The 15,549-nt window shown below is 64.3% G+C and carries 12 protein-coding genes; 2 read left to right on the top strand and 10 right to left on the bottom strand.

Going from position 1 to position 15,549, the window contains the following annotated elements:
- Window positions 1-403: 403 nt before the first annotated feature.
- Entirely contained in the window at window positions 404-721 is a 318-nt protein-coding gene (locus tag DIZ26_RS37795; RefSeq protein ID WP_198675960.1) for a hypothetical protein, read from the top strand.
- A gap of 152 nt (window positions 722-873) precedes the next feature.
- Here DIZ26_RS37795 and DIZ26_RS07110 read toward each other — a convergent pair whose 3' ends face one another.
- The 3 genes from DIZ26_RS07110 to DIZ26_RS07095 all read right to left on the bottom strand — a co-directional run bounded on the left by DIZ26_RS07110 (window position 874) and on the right by DIZ26_RS07095 (window position 7,754).
- Window positions 874-4,614, bottom strand: coding sequence for a hypothetical protein (locus DIZ26_RS07110; protein WP_112238887.1), 3,741 nt, complete (start codon window positions 4,612-4,614; stop codon window positions 874-876).
- 1,929 nt (window positions 4,615-6,543) lie between these two features.
- Window positions 6,544-7,107: an HAD-IIIA family hydrolase gene (locus DIZ26_RS07100; protein WP_157979628.1), complete on the bottom strand. Its 564-nt coding sequence runs from the start codon at window positions 7,105-7,107 to the stop codon at window positions 6,544-6,546.
- A gap of 53 nt (window positions 7,108-7,160) precedes the next feature.
- Complete coding sequence (locus DIZ26_RS07095) at window positions 7,161-7,754, bottom strand: SIS domain-containing protein (protein WP_198675959.1); 594 nt, start codon at window positions 7,752-7,754, stop codon at window positions 7,161-7,163.
- An 87-nt stretch (window positions 7,755-7,841) separates the two neighbouring features.
- On the opposite strand from DIZ26_RS07095, the gene DIZ26_RS07090 reads away from it, so the two are divergent.
- Window positions 7,842-8,960 carry a DegT/DnrJ/EryC1/StrS family aminotransferase gene (locus DIZ26_RS07090; protein WP_112238883.1) on the top strand — a complete coding sequence of 373 codons (1,119 nt, stop codon included), beginning with the start codon at window positions 7,842-7,844 and terminating at the stop codon, window positions 8,958-8,960.
- Window positions 8,961-8,989: 29 nt separating this feature from the next.
- Here DIZ26_RS07090 and DIZ26_RS07085 read toward each other — a convergent pair whose 3' ends face one another.
- From DIZ26_RS07085 to DIZ26_RS07060, 7 genes are all read right to left on the bottom strand, one after another.
- Window positions 8,990-9,742, bottom strand: a complete 753-nt coding sequence (locus tag DIZ26_RS07085; protein WP_112238882.1) for a nucleotidyltransferase family protein — start codon at window positions 9,740-9,742, stop codon at window positions 8,990-8,992.
- A complete protein-coding gene (locus DIZ26_RS07080; protein ID WP_112238881.1) occupies window positions 9,726-10,847 on the bottom strand; it encodes an NAD-dependent epimerase/dehydratase family protein in 1,122 nt (373 codons plus the stop codon). The genes DIZ26_RS07085 and DIZ26_RS07080 overlap by 17 nt, the downstream gene beginning before the upstream one ends.
- A gap of 10 nt (window positions 10,848-10,857) precedes the next feature.
- Window positions 10,858-12,012, bottom strand: coding sequence for a glycosyltransferase (locus tag DIZ26_RS07075; RefSeq protein ID WP_157979627.1), 1,155 nt, complete (start codon window positions 12,010-12,012; stop codon window positions 10,858-10,860).
- 3 nt (window positions 12,013-12,015) lie between these two features.
- On the bottom strand, window positions 12,016-12,939 hold the full coding sequence (locus tag DIZ26_RS07070) for an NAD(P)/FAD-dependent oxidoreductase (protein WP_157979626.1): 924 nt from the start codon (window positions 12,937-12,939) through the stop codon (window positions 12,016-12,018).
- A gap of 100 nt (window positions 12,940-13,039) precedes the next feature.
- Complete coding sequence (locus DIZ26_RS37395) at window positions 13,040-13,243, bottom strand: hypothetical protein (RefSeq protein ID WP_157979625.1); 204 nt, start codon at window positions 13,241-13,243, stop codon at window positions 13,040-13,042.
- Between the two features lie 75 nt (window positions 13,244-13,318).
- Window positions 13,319-14,422, bottom strand: coding sequence for a hypothetical protein (locus DIZ26_RS07065; protein WP_157979624.1), 1,104 nt, complete (start codon window positions 14,420-14,422; stop codon window positions 13,319-13,321).
- Window positions 14,419-15,546 carry a hypothetical protein gene (locus DIZ26_RS07060; protein ID WP_112238877.1) on the bottom strand — a complete coding sequence of 376 codons (1,128 nt, stop codon included), beginning with the start codon at window positions 15,544-15,546 and terminating at the stop codon, window positions 14,419-14,421. The genes DIZ26_RS07065 and DIZ26_RS07060 overlap by 4 nt, the downstream gene beginning before the upstream one ends.
- Window positions 15,547-15,549 lie beyond the last annotated feature (3 nt).

The raw sequence follows: 15,549 nt of genomic DNA, 5'->3' as shown, positions 1-15,549 counted from the left end.
CCAACCACCCGTTGCCCGCCCAGCCCACGCCGAACGAACCGGCCAGCCTCAACACCCTCTACGGGTTGCAGATGGCCGGGCCGAGCGACGGACGCGCCCTGATCCGCAGCCTCCCTCGTGGGCCGTTGGCCACCTTCCGCGCCTGTCGAGGTGGCCGATCGTCTACCTGAGCATTGTCGCCAAGGCCTGTCCGGTTCGCTTGTGTCCGTCTACCTGAACCACGGCGCCACAGCCGCCGCAAAGACTCGATGCTCCTCCGCGAGTGAGGGCGCGGTCCCGCAACGTAGGCGAGCAGCGCGAGCCCGAACACCCGCGTAGGCGGCCGCCACTCTTGGCGTCAGTTGGCGGTAGACGTGTCTGACAGGTATCGACACGCCCCGTCCATGTCAGCAGGTACTAGGCCATGGATTCGATTTCAGCATGTGTTGCCATCGTGTGTGGAGAGGAGCGCCTGCGGTTACCGCGGCCGTCCTTCGCAGCGGTGGAGGCGCGAGGTGGTCTCGGTCGCGACGAGTACTGGATGCTCGGCCTCGACGAATGGCGCATGCGTGTAGGCGTGAGTTGGACCGGCGACGAGGACGCACTCGTTGGGGCAGTCGAGGTGCACACCGGCGCCCCCGCCGCAGGCACCACCGCCACCTACGTGAAGGCCACCCTCCTGGAGATAGCCCCAGCCCTCTCCACCCTCACCGGCGAACCACACCCACTAGCCAACCGTTGACCCAATCGTCCAAGCCGCAAGGCCCGGCCTCGAGCACGACGGCCTCTGCTTTGGCTCAACAAACCCTCGGAGCCAGCGACGCTCCGCGGCCATGTGATGAGGACGCCCAACGTGCGTCCACTTTCATGAGGACTCCAAGTCGGGCTTGGTCGCTACTCATCAGCCAGCTTCTCTAGGGCCGTCTCGATCCGAACGGCGGTATCCGGATCGAGACCCGGGACCTGTGTCTGCACCAGCAGATGCGCGGCGAAGCCATAGTCCGCCATCTCGTGTATTACCCGCTCTGCGGCTGACGGGCGGCAGGCAGCTCCATAGTAGAGGGCAAGCTGGAACAACAGTTCACTGTCGCCCGTAGATGCGGCCTCTCGTGCGAGGTCGCGCGCCGCCTGCTCCTGCCCGAACTTCGCAAGAAGGGGGACCAGAAGGCGTTTCGCCTCCTCCACACCTCGTTCTACCTGATCTCTGAGAAATTGGACCTTTCCCGAGCCATCACCTGCTGATTCGCGTCTATCGACAGCGGCCGTCAACGCTCCGGGCACCCCCAGGTCAACCAACCTGAGTAGCACGGACTCGCTTCCAGCAATGCTTTTCGCAGAGTCGCGCCACGCCACGAGATCCCACAAAATCTGTACTCGGGTGTCCCCCACAGCTGCCATCGCCAACGCCTCCGCGGCAAGGCCATCCCCTGACTCCTGGCGTTGGCGGACCAGTCGGGCCAACGGAGCCGCGTAGCCCAACCCGGAGGCCTTGACCGCAAGCTCATCAGCAGCGGTGGATTGACCGGACAGCTCCCTGCGCTCGATAAGCAGTTCCAAAGCAGCTAGATCATTTCGGTCTGCCAGCTCCACCAGCAGCCGATCGGCACCATCGAGGTCACCCGAGGAAATACGGCTGAGCGCTATGTCCCACAGCGCCTGGAAGGGATGCGGCTCATCGGCCAGATCCCACTGTCTCCCCCTATGGGCAGGCGTACTCCTGTTGGCTTGGTCGGCAGCACTCAAGGCAAACTGCTCAGCTGCAGCCTCATCTGCCGCTTCATGACGTCGGCGCGCAAGGTAGGTCAACGCGAAGACATCACGCCGTTCAATTGCTCCGATAGCCAGCTTTTCGGCGTCTGCGGGATCGCCCATCGCGTCTCGGCGACGTATAAGCGCGCGGAGGGCCTTGAGATCCCCGCTCTCTACAAGCCTGCGAAGTAGGGCCTCGTCCATCGTTCGATCCCGGACCGCATCGATACGTTTGGTGATTTCACCTATCGCCCAAACATCACCCAGATCGGCAGCTCGCTTCAACAGCTGCTGTGCGTGGCGATGCCGTCCTGCCTGCACTCGATGGTCATACAACTCGCGCAGAGCTAGTCCACCCTCCGATGAACCGTCCAGCGCCCAGAACTCTGCAGCATCAGATTGCCCGTCCGCCTCGTAGCACTTCACCAGTTCCCACCTGGCACGCCGCCCCCCAGCTCTAATAGCCGCTTGTCCGACCTTCCTTGCTTCGTCGATCCGCCCGGCTCGCTCCCAGCGCCGCGCCAGTTCTCGCAGGGCAGAATCATCGCCATCTTGGTCGGCTGCCTCTAGTGCGATCTCGTACGCCGCAACAGAATCACCCGCATCCTCTCTCAGCATCGAGAGGAACCAGAGTGCGCCGGCATACCCGTTGACCGCGGCTTCCCCTGCGAGCTCCTCAGCTAGTTCTCTGCGGCCTGTGGCGTCCCGGCGCCTGGCCAAATACCAAAGGGCGCCGGCGTCGCCGTACCCCGCGGCCTCACGCGCGAACTTCAGACCGCCAGATTCGTCCCCACTGTCGTCACAGAACTCCGCCAACTCGACGAGCGCGGCAGGATATCCGCGCGCCGCGGCGTAACGCGCGTCCCGCTCCGCCGCACCAAGGTCTCCGGCTGTCATTCGACGTCGCGCCAGTTCGAGCGTCGCAAAGACGTTGTCCACGGCAGCTGCCCGGACTAGCAATTGCTCTGCACCAGCGGCATCCCCTGCTCTGTCACGAAGGTCGGCGAGTCGTACAAGCGCGTAACCATCTTCGGCAGCGGCCGCTTTGCTCAACGTCGCCGCTCCAGCGCGGTGGTCGCCAGCGTCAAGTTGGCGATCTGCCAACTCATGGTAAGCAGGCATGTAGCCCGCTTCTGCAGCCTCACGCAGGAATTGCTTGCCGGAGTCGAAGTCCCCCTCGCTCTCGCGCCCTTGCACAAGCTTTCGGAGCCGATCGGCGTATCGGCTGGCCTGCGGCCAAGGCAGGATGAGCTTGGCGGCAGCGTGGTGAGCCGACCTGGTTCCGCGAAGGATCAGGAGATCCAACGATCGTTGATCTCCAAGGTTCGCCGCCTCCCGAAGCATCAACTCACCCGAGTGAAGGTCGCCTGTGGAGTCGTGGTAATGGGCAAGTTGCCTGAAGGCTGAGAAGTCGCCGAGGTCACCGGCTATTTCATAGAGGCCACGGGCGCGAGCCTTCCTGCCGCGTTGCTCAGCAGAGATCCCGAGCTGGATAAGGACGGCAGCATCGCATTCTGACCGAAGAGCAGCGTTCCAGAAACTGGCCGGCGGATAGTGGCTTGCCCGCTCCCGTCGAACGTGTTGTTCGACGTAGTCGGACAGACGGAGACCCGACCTCCGGTCATCGTGATCAGGCAACGGACGCACCGGAGAAAGAATTCCAGGCGCCCCACGCCATGACTCGACGAGATAGGCGATGGCCTCGTCGAACCACCCTGTCCCAGGATCGGTCAGATTCCAGACGTCGGGGTCCAGATATCCGGGCGCGGCGGAGCGAAGAAAGCTCTCCGGGGGCAGGAGCCAGTTTCCCAGCCTTCGCGCATCCACCGCCGCCTGGACAATCGCCTTCGCGTGTTCGGATGGCGCCCCTTCGTACCGACTGACCTGCTCCACACCCCCGGCCAGATGCTGCGTGACTCTGCTCCCCTGAGTCACGGCAAACCTGAGGCGAGGATCGTTCGCGATCGTTTCTGCGCTTCGCTCCAAATCATCGTCATCGAAGCTAGACGGGATGACCTGCTTCCGGGCCAGTCCGAGCAACCGGCTGGCGGCATTATGACCTGCCATCAGCTTGTTCCAATAGACTGGCCACATCGAGCCCAGGACGACTATCGGCTGCCCACCGGTTCCCCGGATCAACTCCTGCAGACGAGCGGCAACCTCTTCGCCCGCGTCCGACGAGCCAAGATACAACTGAGCTTCGTTCAGCCAAATGACAGTCCTTCCCTCGACCTGACTCATATCAAGAGCCTCAATGACTGCTCTTGGCCGCTGTGGACTCAGCGGATGCCACATCCGCCAGTCGGGCAGAACGTCGCGGATAGCCTCCCAGCAGGCTCGGGTCTTGCCGGTGGATGACCCCCCGACCAGCATGATCACCCGACTCTGCGACTTCGCACCCTCAAGCTCTGCCCGAAGCCACTCGTCGTGTCTGCGGTAGAGGTAGGCGGGCAGAACAGATGCCCCGACTTCATCAGTTTCAATCGCTCGATGGACCTCGTACACCAGAGCGTCCTCGTCGGACAGATCCCTAATCAGCTGGCCGAGAGCCGGACCGCTGCGCGTGGCGGCCGCCTTCTTGGACTTCGCCTCAGCAATGGCCTCCCTACGAAGCGCCCTCCACGCGTCGCCACCGCGTAGTCTGTAGCCATCGCGAGACTGCTGACCGGCCAGGAACTCCAGATACTTGATGAGGCGATCCTGATCAGCGGGCCTGCTGGCATTTGCCGCTTTACCCCGTGACCAGTCACTCAATGTTGAGACACTCAGATGAATCGCTGGGTCCTGCCGCCTACCCCAGGCGACCAGCGACTCGAGCGTCGGTACCTGAGCCGCCTCCCAGAGATCTTTGAACGCCGTATCGAATCTTGAGATGTCGTCCCCCACTGCAGCCAGCTGCCGGCCATCCGGTCCGGATCCGACCGGAATACCCGGAACAGCACTCTGACCTCGGCAGATTTGCAGGTTAGCGGATCGACACCGCGCATGTCAGTTCGTCAAGGCCTTCAACTGTCTCCAGGAAGACTCCGAAAGGGGAGACAGGCAATGATGTTGACTATTCAGCGAATCTTGGGTGATGCATCCCTCCTGGCTGGGACCGCGGGTCTCGTCTACGTCGGGACGATCGCGCTTGCGGTGGCCATCACGTTGAGAACATCCGATCTAGGCCGACGCCGCACCGGCCTGCAGATCCTGGCCCTCCTTCTCCGCAGAACCCGATGACCGCCCCTTTTGCGACGGCGCTCCGAGGGCCTCGATCCGGCTATCCATGGGGTGTTGTGATCGGCCAACTCCGCCGAAGAGTCCACCCGGCCAGCCTCGTCCAATGCATTGACTGCAGCATGAGCATTCGGATCCCTGATCCGGTGCGACGAACTCCACCCGGTCCAGTTCGAGAGGGCCCAGTGCCTGTTCGATCGTGGCTGTCACGCTGCATCGCCTCGCCGAAGCGTGCAGTGCTCCTGGCATCACGACCGGGGGTGGGCTCCTGGTTTGCTGAGTAGGGAGCGGGGACCCTTGTTGGGCTCGATGAGACTACGACCTTCACTCCGCGGCTGTGCCCAGTTGAAGTCGCCCAGCAGATCAAGCCCGTGGCTAAACCGTAGCGTGAACATTACTCACGGTGAGTAAATCGCTGGTGCCATTTCGATGCGCCACGCCTCAGGTTCCTGGTACGACCGGCCGTTCGCCTATCAATCCCGCCGCACAGGCGTTGGCCGAGCGTCCGCCCGCTCCACGACGACCGATTTGTCGGCGGCTGGCCGTACGGTTCTTGCAGCGGCACGTCGTCGTCGGCAGCAGTAGCCGGCCAGTCGCCGCGTCGTTCCGGCCCCAACTCGACCGATCACGAGCGAGGACGCAGTGTTTTGGCCAACCTGGATCGCAGCGCTGGCCAGATCGCCGGTCGAGGCGTTCCTGGAGCAAGTCCGGTCAGCCACCATCTATCCGCCCTCCCCGGCGGCAAGGTCCAACCATGGCGGACATCGCTGTTTACAGCAACCGACTTTGCCCTCTAGCCGGCGAAAATCTGCCTCCGATGAGATGACTTGGTCGTCGGGGTGGTCTGAATTGGACTCAGTCTCCACCTGACCGTCTGCGTCTCGCTGTGAGTGCCTCTGCCCCTGGGTGGGTCAAGAACGCCCAGTCGCTGCCAGGCTCAGCGTTACGCCCATAGATCGGTCGACAGGTAGTTGAGGACAGTGTCCGGAATGATCACTGCGATCGTCCCTCCGGCGAATTCACCCCGGAGAAGTTGCAAAGCTGCAGCGGAGTTCGCGCCGGCGAAGACACCCTGACGCGCGGCCAGGAGGCGGCTCGTGCTTCGTTCTTCGTCATGGGTCACGTGGGCGTAACCGCCCCGAGCTGCACGCCCTGCAGGTGAACCAAGTCCAGATCAGCCGCGACACGGTTTCCACAGCGAAGCATTTGATGGCAGGCTAATGCTCCCTGAGAGCTCGGGTTACCGCTGGCCAGGCAACCGGCGAAGTCGACAAGGCATCGATTGCGTCGCCGGCCCGCTGCCACATCTCCTGACCAGTGGTCGAATAGTGCGCATCGACGTCACTGCGGTTGTCGAACTGGTTTGAGCGGCACGCTCCTCGGCGATCTGCGACCCTCGCCGACCCCAGATTCGTCGACATGCTCGTGGATTGCATCACCTCCCTGCTCCACGATGCCCTCGGCGATCGTTCCTCCGCCATACGATGGGCCGAATGGGACTCTCTCGCCGGTACAAGCAGGGCGGCCATCACCGCGGCCTACCCTCACCTATGGTCTCGACGCTTCCCGATCTCAACCCGAGATCGCTCGAAACTGTCAAAGTCTCGTCAGGTCTCGGCACAACCAGGCGACCGCTTCCGCGGTAGTTGCTGCGGCAGCACTCCAGACGGCGCTCGGCCGCAGCCGTCGATCATCTGAGTGAGGGTTCTCAACCATTATGGTCTTCCAGCCGAGCGCATTGCCGGCCAGGAGGTCGATGTCACTGTCGCCGATCACATAGCGCGGGACGCTGCTCTCCGGCGCCAGCAGCTTTGCGAGCGCCAACAACAGCCCTGGTTCAGGCTTGCGGCAAGAACATGCCGAACCATGTCCGGGGGCGTCGAGGCAGTAGGCAAACGCGTCTATCCGTGCGCTCCGCAGTTGGAGCAACTCGGCGACCCGACGATGGACGCTGATCAGATCGGTGAACCGGCACCGCCCCCGGGCCGCGGCCGGCTGATTCGAGGCGATACCGCAGGCCACTCCGAGGCGACCCAAGCTCTCGATCCCTTCCGCTGCACCAGGTATCAGGGCCACGTCAGCCGGGTGGTACGGCGACGCGAACCGATCGATCTGATCGTCCATGACCAACTGATTCACCACCCCGTCGCGGTCCAGCACACAGAGCGCCCGCGCCTTCCGGGCGGGCAATCCCTGCAGGTTCCTCAAGAGCATCACGCCTTCACCCGGTCCTCCCAGACCGGGATCGCGGTCCGCAGTAGCGGGTGGCCAGCCAGCAAGTGCCAGACCGCCGCCTGCAGGCTCTCCGAGATCGGTGTGAGAAAGCCATGTTGACCATTGCTCGCCACCAGGCACACATCGGCGTACCGGGCGGCATAGCCATCAGCTCTCCCGACGATGGCAAGGGTCCTCGCGTCGACCTCGTTGCCGTATTCGATCGCGCGAACCAGGTTGGGGCTCAGATTGTGGTCGAGACTCCCGCCGCCGACCGACAGGATCAGCAGGCCGTCCCGATCCGAAAGCCGGGAGACACGCAACCAGTCGACGTATGCCGCCGGCCAGCCGTCGTCGTTGACCCGGGCGGTGAGTTCAGCCACGTTGTCACTCGGCGAATAACACTCGAGGAAGCAGAGTTTGCGGAAATCGGCGGCTGCGTGGCTGGCATTCGCCGCGCTCCCCCCGGAGCCGAGGACAAAAACCCGTCCATCTTGGTCGCGAATACTCGCAAGCGCTTCTGCCATTCCATTGATAACGGCCCGGTCGAGGGCCCGGACCGAGGCAACGAAGCTGTCCAGGTAATCCTTCACGTATTGATCTGACGGCATGTTCTCGGCTGATCCTCTCCAGCGATATGCTGATGGCTCCGACGGAATTGTTCAGGAAGAGGGAGAAGAGTGCATCACCCAGTAGATCTGCGCATCCGGCTCGCCCGGCCCACAGCCGGCCAGGACGAACTGCTAGCGGTGCAGAATGTGCTCAGCACAGGCATTCTCAGCAACGGCCCGATGATCAAGCAGTTCGAGTCCGGTTTCGCCGCCCTGCACTCGGCCGCCCACGCGGTGGCGGTGGCCAATGGAACGATCGCACTGCAAGCGATACTCATGGCGCTCGACATCGGGCCTGGTGACGAGGTCATCGTCCCCTCCATGTCCTTCGTGTCGACGGCTACCTGCGTACTCCACGTGGGCGCCGAGGTGCGATTCGCCGATATTCGCCCCGATACGCTGAATCTCGACGTCGAGGACGTCGCCCGCAGAATCACCGCGCGAACCAAAGCGATCATCGTCGTGCACTACGGTGGCCAGCCGGCCGACCTGGTGGCGCTCGGCGACCTCGCGGACGGGGCAGGGCTCCACCTGATCGAGGACGCGGCGCAGGCCCACGGCGCCAGGCTGTTCAACCACCCGGTCGGCGCCTGGGGTGCAGCCGGGATGTTCAGTTTCTCACCCACGAAGAACATCACCACCGGTGAGGGCGGAATGATTGTCACCAATGACGGGAACCTCGCCGCCCGGGTTCGCGAGCTGCGCAATCACGGAGCAAGTCGCGAGTATTTCCACGAAAGTATCGGATACAATTGGCGGCTGACTGAACTCCAAGCTGCGATCGGCGTGGTTCAAATGCACCGTCTCGAGCCCATCATCAGCCAGAAGAAGCTGAACGCCGAGGTTCTCTCGGCCGCGTTGTCCGAACACCCTCGGATCAGCACGCCGGCGAATCTCTCCGGGACCGAACCATCCTTCAGTCAATACACCGTCCTGCTGGACGGAACCATTGATCGCGACGCGGTGATGAAGCACATGATCGGCGCCGGGATCGAGACGAAGCGCTATTACCCGGCCATCCATCTCATGCCGGTCTTCCGGGATCACGGACCGTACGACCTGCCCGCCACCGAGGACGTCGACCAGCGGATGATCTCGCTGCCTTTTCACGCCGGGCTCGGTCCGGACGCCCTTCAGGAGGTGGCCCGGACTCTCCGGTCGGCCGTGGATCTCGAAGCGGAGGGATGACCAGCCCGTCCGGCTAGCTCCGGACGTGGTCACGTTATCGCCCGGGTTCGGTTTCCGTCAGGGATGCCGGGCGTGAAGGTCTTCCGAGTGCGCTGCAGATCTATGGGCCGGTCGGACCACCACAGCCCTTCGGCCGCCGACAGTTCGTAGCCGGCCATCCGGACAGCGGGCCACCGCGCGAAGTGGGGCAGTACGTCGATCCCGAAATCGCACGGCGTGAAATCCGGTAGTAGCGCTATGGCGGCCGGATCCGCAAGATAGATTCCCGCGTTCACCAACTGCGGCCCACGAACAGCTGGATCCTTCTCCCGGAACGAAGTGACCAGGCCATCGTCCAGTTCCACGGTGCCGCTGTCGCGGCAATCTTCCCGCACGTGCGCCGCCACCGTGAACTGCGACTCCCGCGAGCGATGGACCGCCATCATCGCGTCGAGATCCACCCGACTCAGATTGTCCCCATACCAGATCAGCACGGGCTGGCCGGCGCCGGCCGCCAGCCGCCGGACGGTTCCTGCGGTGCCGAGCAACTCCGGCTCGAACTCGTAACGCAGCGACACCCCGAAGGCGGCGCCGGAGCCGAAATGTGTCTCGACCACTTCGGGCAGATGATGGGTGTTGATCGTGATGTCCTGGTAGCCGAACCCCGCCAGGTGAGCGACGATGTGCTCGAGGATCGGTTTGCCGCCGACCTCGAGCATGCACTTCGGTCGCCCCGGCTCGGCACCGTTGATCCGGCGCCCCAGACCCGCCGCCAGAACTATCGCCCTACCCGGCGCTGCCATCAGATCCCCTCAGGACGCCGGCCTTGCGCATCGCGGCATCAGCCGTCGCCAGTGCCCGGAGATCGAACTGCTGATCGCGAAGCCACTCGACGTACTCGTGAACGCTCGCCTCCACAGGAATCGTCGGTTCCCAGCCGAGCCGCTGCAGACGGGACAGATCGGAGACGGTATGCCGGGTGTCCCCGACCCGGAAAGAACCATTCAGGTCCGGTTCGCGATCGCTGCCCAGCTCGTTCAGCATTATGTGCGCGAATTCGAGCACGGAGACCGGCCGCCGGCCACCGACGTTGAAGACGCCGACCTCGGATTCGTGGTCAAGCAGGAGAACATTGGCGGCCGCGACATCGGCGACGTTGACGAAATCCCGGATCTGGCCACCGTCCTCGAAACACAGCGGTGACTGCCCAGCAATAATTCCGAGCGCAAAGCGTCGCGCGATACCCGAGTAGGCATTATGCGGAGAATTCCGGGGACCTTGCACATAGGTGTACCGCAGGCACGCGGTGGAAATACCGTAGCGCTGGCCGAGACCGCTCGCGAGATCCTCGATCGCCCGTTTCGACACAGCGTAGGCGGTGTGCGGACTGGCAACCGACTCGGCAATCGTCAGCGGCGTCAGATCACCCGAACAGATCGGGCATCTGCAGTCCCAGTCGCCGACCGCCAACCGTTCCACCGGCCGTGGCCCAGGGGTGACCTGGCCGTGCTCCTCGCACCGATAGCTGCCTTCACCCGCAACCGCCTGCGACGACGCCGCCACAATACGGCTGATCGGCAGTTGCTCGGTCACGATGAGCTCGAACAGCAACGCCATGCTCTCGGTGTTCACGTGGATGAAACTGTGAAAATCGGTTTGATAGTCCTGGTAAGCGGCGAGGTGAACGACCCGATCGACACCCGACAGTGCCGTGCGGAGATCGCCGCGATTCGCAACGTCCCCGACGATGAGCTGGGCGGACGGTGACAGCCACGGCGGCTTGCCGGACGGATGGACGCGGGCCTGAAGGTTGTCGAGGACGACCACATCTTCGCCTCGGTCCACCAACAGGTCGACCGTGTGGCTGCCGATGAAACCGGCCCCACCGGTGACAAGTACTCTGCCCATGCCGGATTCCTCAGCCGCCGATCAGACGCAACAAGGCGGCTGCGGTCTCCGCCGGGGACGGCATCTCCAGGATCTGCTGACTGATCAGCTCGGATTTCTGCACAAGGTCCTCTCGCATCAGCAACGACTCGATCAGCGCCGCGTCGAGCTCTACCCAGTTCGTCTCGATCCCGGCGCCGAGCTCCACCATCGCCCGCGCGTTCAGGTACTGGTCAGCGGCGCCGGGCACGATCAACTGCGGAACGGCAGCCGCGGCCGCGGCCAACATGCTTGCCTGGCCGCCGTGATGGATCACGGCGCGGCTGTTAGTGAGAAGGCGATCGACGGGAAGCCAGCCGAAGACCGAGACGTTGAGCGGGATCTCGGCCTGTGGGTCGTATTCGTGTCCGCCCAGGGCCAGCAGGAAGCTCGCGTCGATCTTCGCCAACTGCGTCAGCAGCTGGCGAACGATGTCGTCGAATCCCGGCGCGTGCGGCTGAACGGTGCCGAACGTCACGACCACGCGCGGCCGATCCGGTGCGATCATCACCCAGCCGGGCAATTGCATACCGCCGCTGTACGGTATGAACCTCATCTGGCGGGTCGCGGGGCGTTGCGGCAGGATGCAGCGCGGCATGACGTCGATGATCTCCAGGTCAGGCGGGATCCCTTCGGGAGCGTATTTCTCGTACACCTCCGGCAGGTGACTCTTGATCGCGGTTGCCAGGTCCGGTCCACCGGTGAAGCCGTCCATCTGTTCGACGACCGGAATCCCGAGCCGGGAACCCACCAGCGCGCCACATCCCTGGAGCGAGGTGTGGACGACGAGATCTGGGCGCCAGTTGTCGGCCAGGTGACACATCGCCGGAGCGACCGCTGCAGCCTGCTGCCCGAACAGACTGCCGGCCAGCCGATTGCCCTCGTCGAGGGTGGCGGTGCCTGCGCTCTGCCGCGCTTCGAACTCCCGCTGCCACTGCGAATGTGCCGCGAAGAGTGCGCGGAAGTCCGCTCTCGGTGCGACATTGACGGCCTGGAAACCCGCGTCGACGGCAACCTGGAGGCCGCCGCTCGAGGCGAAGAGCACATCGCAACCAGCGGCTGCGAAGGCCCGGGCGAGCGGAACCACTCCGAGGACATGGCTCGCGCTCGGCGCCGGAGTGAAGAGAATTCTGGCTGGACTCGTCATCATCTACTCCGGGTTCGTACCGCCGAAGGCATCACTGAAGGCGAGATCCAGATGAACGCTCGTGCCGGCCTGAAGCCCATCTCCAGCGGCGAGTACCACCATCGCGCTGGTCCGTCGTCCATCCACCTTCGCCATCTCGCCGACCGCGAAGACACCCGGCACGGTCGTGCGGTAACTCCGGTTCACCGGCACCAGGTGCTCTTCGTCGAGGATGCAGCCAAGCGTCACCGCGAGAGTGGAATGCTGCTCTTTGGCCGCCCGTACGAACACTGAACCGAACTCGCTCGGTCCCTCCGCAAGGTCAAGCGTGATCAGGCCGTCCGGGGACCTGGTGACGTCCTTGACCATGCTGTCCAGGTAGACGATTCCGACCGACCTGATCGCCTCGCCGGTCTCCGGAGAAAACGCAGCCGGTCCCTCGCCGATGATGACGATCTCGGCGGCGAGCGCGGACAGGGACAGAGCCGTGGTCGCTGCCTGGTGATCGTTGCCGATCACCGCGGCCCGCTGCCCGCGAGCATCCCAGCCGTGGCAGAAGGTACAGCCGTACACACCGCGACCCCAGAATTCGCCGTACCGGTGATCGGAGAAAACGTCGCGCAGGCCGGTGGCGAGAACAAGTCGCCGGGCACCGCCCAGATCCTGGCCGGCGCCCGAAAGACGGAATTCATCGGGCTCGACGACTGCGCTCTCGACCGCGATCTCGGTGAGCTTGTAGCCGTCGAACCGGCCGAGTTCTTCGAGCATTTCGCGGCGTAGTTGATCAGGGGCCACGCCATCTCGGGCTGGATAGCCGTGCACTGCCGTCGCTCGCTTGTTCCGGCCTTGGCCGGTGTCGAACAGGTGAACGCTTCGCCCCATCCGAAGGAGCGTGAGCGCCGCGCTCGCGCCTGCCGGTCCAGCTCCTGCTACTGCGACGTCGTACACGAGGCGGATTCCTCTCAGCAGACAAAGAAGGTGCGTGTGAGGCCGAGGCCAGTCGGCACCACACGCACGTGATCCGGCCGTCGATCGACGGCCGCGCCAGCTAGCTCAGGTAGTCGATCTCGTTGTCGATGGCCTCACGAATGCTCGCCAGGACATCTTCCGGAATCGTCATCGTCACCATGCCCGGCTGCTTCCCCTCAAGTGCTGAAGCAAACCCGACGCAGTCCTCACCGGCGCAAGTTCGATTCCACTGCATTGAGTCGACATTCGTCACTTCGAAAGCAGGTTTCAGCAAACTCGCCACGTTGCCACACCCTCTCGTTGCAAATGATGGATCTCGCTGGAATTCACGACGTGATTACACACCGCCATGCAATGGTCACGGAGTATGACAACGATCGTCAAGGTCTTTTCCTGGAATTGCAGGAACCTGCAACGGAGGTTTTGCCGGCCGGCGCATCCACAGGTCCACAGCGGCCAGTTCGACACTGAGCCAGGGCGATGTCCATGGTCCCGGCCCCCGCTGCCAGGGACCACACCAGGTGCCGGCGTCGAGCAAGTCGCTGGTATGCGGCAAGCGGACGAGGAAGTGGTCGTCCGGGTCGGCGGCCGGCCCCCGGGCCGTCAGATCCACCAGCACCTCATGCCCTGTCCGACGGCCGGCCAACTGCATGGCCTCGGTGACCACGCGACCGGGCGGTAGCGCGGTCACTGGTCCGTCACCGATGACCAGGTCGCGGAAGACCAGAGCCGACAGTCCACCGTGGCCGGTCCGGGGAAGGCCGTTGAGTTCAGCCCGGCGAAGGTCGGCGGGGCGAGTGACCAGGCGACCGCAGGCGCCCAGCAGAGCGGGCTCGCGGAGGTAGCCCTCCAAATCAGGTCCATCCCCCCAGCCGGGGTCCACGATCCGCGCCTGCGGCCAAGGCTGCACGTCGTCTTCAGCTGTCAGACCGTGGAGCAGCGCTGGTAGGCAAATCGTGCCCAGGACGGCCGGCGGAAGGAGCAATCGGTCCGCGGACCACTTCGGCGACGGCGTCTGTGCCACCTCGGTGGCAGACCGCGGAATACGAGCGACGAGGCTGCCATGGTGTCCGAGGCGTATCCAGTCCTCGCACCACCGCCCATGAACTTTGGCGCCGTTGGCGAGCACCGTGAAACTCACTGTCCGGGTGTCCCGGCCGATCTCCTGGAGCCAGGCCGGACGGGTAAACCTCACCTCGGGGACGTCAACGTCCACCGCGCCGGTCGCCCCCGGGTCCGTCCCCACCTCGATCCGGGTCGACGCCGCGACGGCGAGCTCGTAGAGCTCCTCGATCTCGGCGGCCCGGTCCACCGGGTGGACTCGGTACGCCTTGCCGACCATTCCGTGCTGCTTGATCGTGAGGGCCGTCAGGTGTTGGGTCCGAACATCGTGGCCGAGGCGGCTCCAGGCCTCCTCGCGGCTGCTCGCCCGGGTCAACAGCCACTCGCCGGCCATCGTCATGAGCGCTCCCAGAAGCGCACGTTCTCGATGCCCAAGGCGATGCTGCGATCGGCAGTAGGCAACATGTCCCCGTTCTTCACGCAGAAGCCGAGACTCACCCGGGCCTCGTCCCGCGAGGCGATCGGTACCGCCTGCCGGAGGTTCTCAGCGGTGACCATCAAGGTCAGCGGACGTCCACGGCGCTCATCACCCGACGGACTCACATAGGTAGAGGGTCCGACCTCCAGTACGGCCAGGCCACGGAAGTAGCGCGCCGCCTCGAGCCGGCCGGGAATCATGAAGTCTCCGGCCGGGCCGGCCGCGAGCCGCCGCGCCCTCGTTTGCAGATTCACGAGCCTGGCCGGGACGTCGGCGGCGTGCGAAGGCGCCCAGGAGTGACCGGTCGGCGGTGTGAGCGGGTCACCGCCCCGGCGCCGGGCCAGCGGCAGAACCATCAACTGCCCTTCTTCGACAAGGGGGCCGACGGCCGGTGGCATGCCATCGTCATCGATCGACCGGCCTTCCAGCGGCAGGGACGAGACCGAGACATCCGGCGGCAGTACTGCGGTTCCTTCGGCGAGGTCGGCCTCTTCCGCAGCATGGCCGATCAGTTCATGAATCAGCACGCCCGCAAGGAATTCATCGCACCGGATGGTGACCGTGTCCCGGTTCAATGACCATTGATCGGGCGGCTGACCAGTCGATCGGGCGAGGTCGCCGATCGCCTCCTGCGCTGCGCGTGGAAGCTCGTTCACCGTTCCCACCGCCAGTCGTGCCGACCGTCCATCGCGATCGACCGCGGTCACCAGCCATCGATCGAACCTGTGGGTGTACGAGACACCGTCCGAGCTCGAGTAGTCGCGATGACCAACGAGCTGCTCGACTCGAAGTCCGATGCCGTCCATCCCGTCGGCAACACCGAGGGGTGGCAGCGTGGCAGTGTCGACGGTCCTGACCAAGCTGCTCAGGACCTCGGGATCCGGAGCCTGGTCATCGTGCACTGTCTCCCAGTGGCCGCCGGGTCCCAGCCGGCGGTGATGGACGGTGCTCTGACTGGTCGACCTGAGCCCGGTCCACGTGGAGCGCTGCAGGAAGTACTCCTTCGTCAGAGTCACATCCGTGCGTTCGTCCGCGTACACCGTCATCGT

The organism is Kribbella monticola, assembly GCF_003261635.1.
GTDB classification, from domain to species: Bacteria; Actinomycetota; Actinomycetes; order Propionibacteriales; family Kribbellaceae; genus Kribbella; species Kribbella monticola.
The sequence above is the reverse complement of the archived record's forward strand: the minus strand, read 5'-3'. Positions and strand labels throughout refer to the sequence as shown.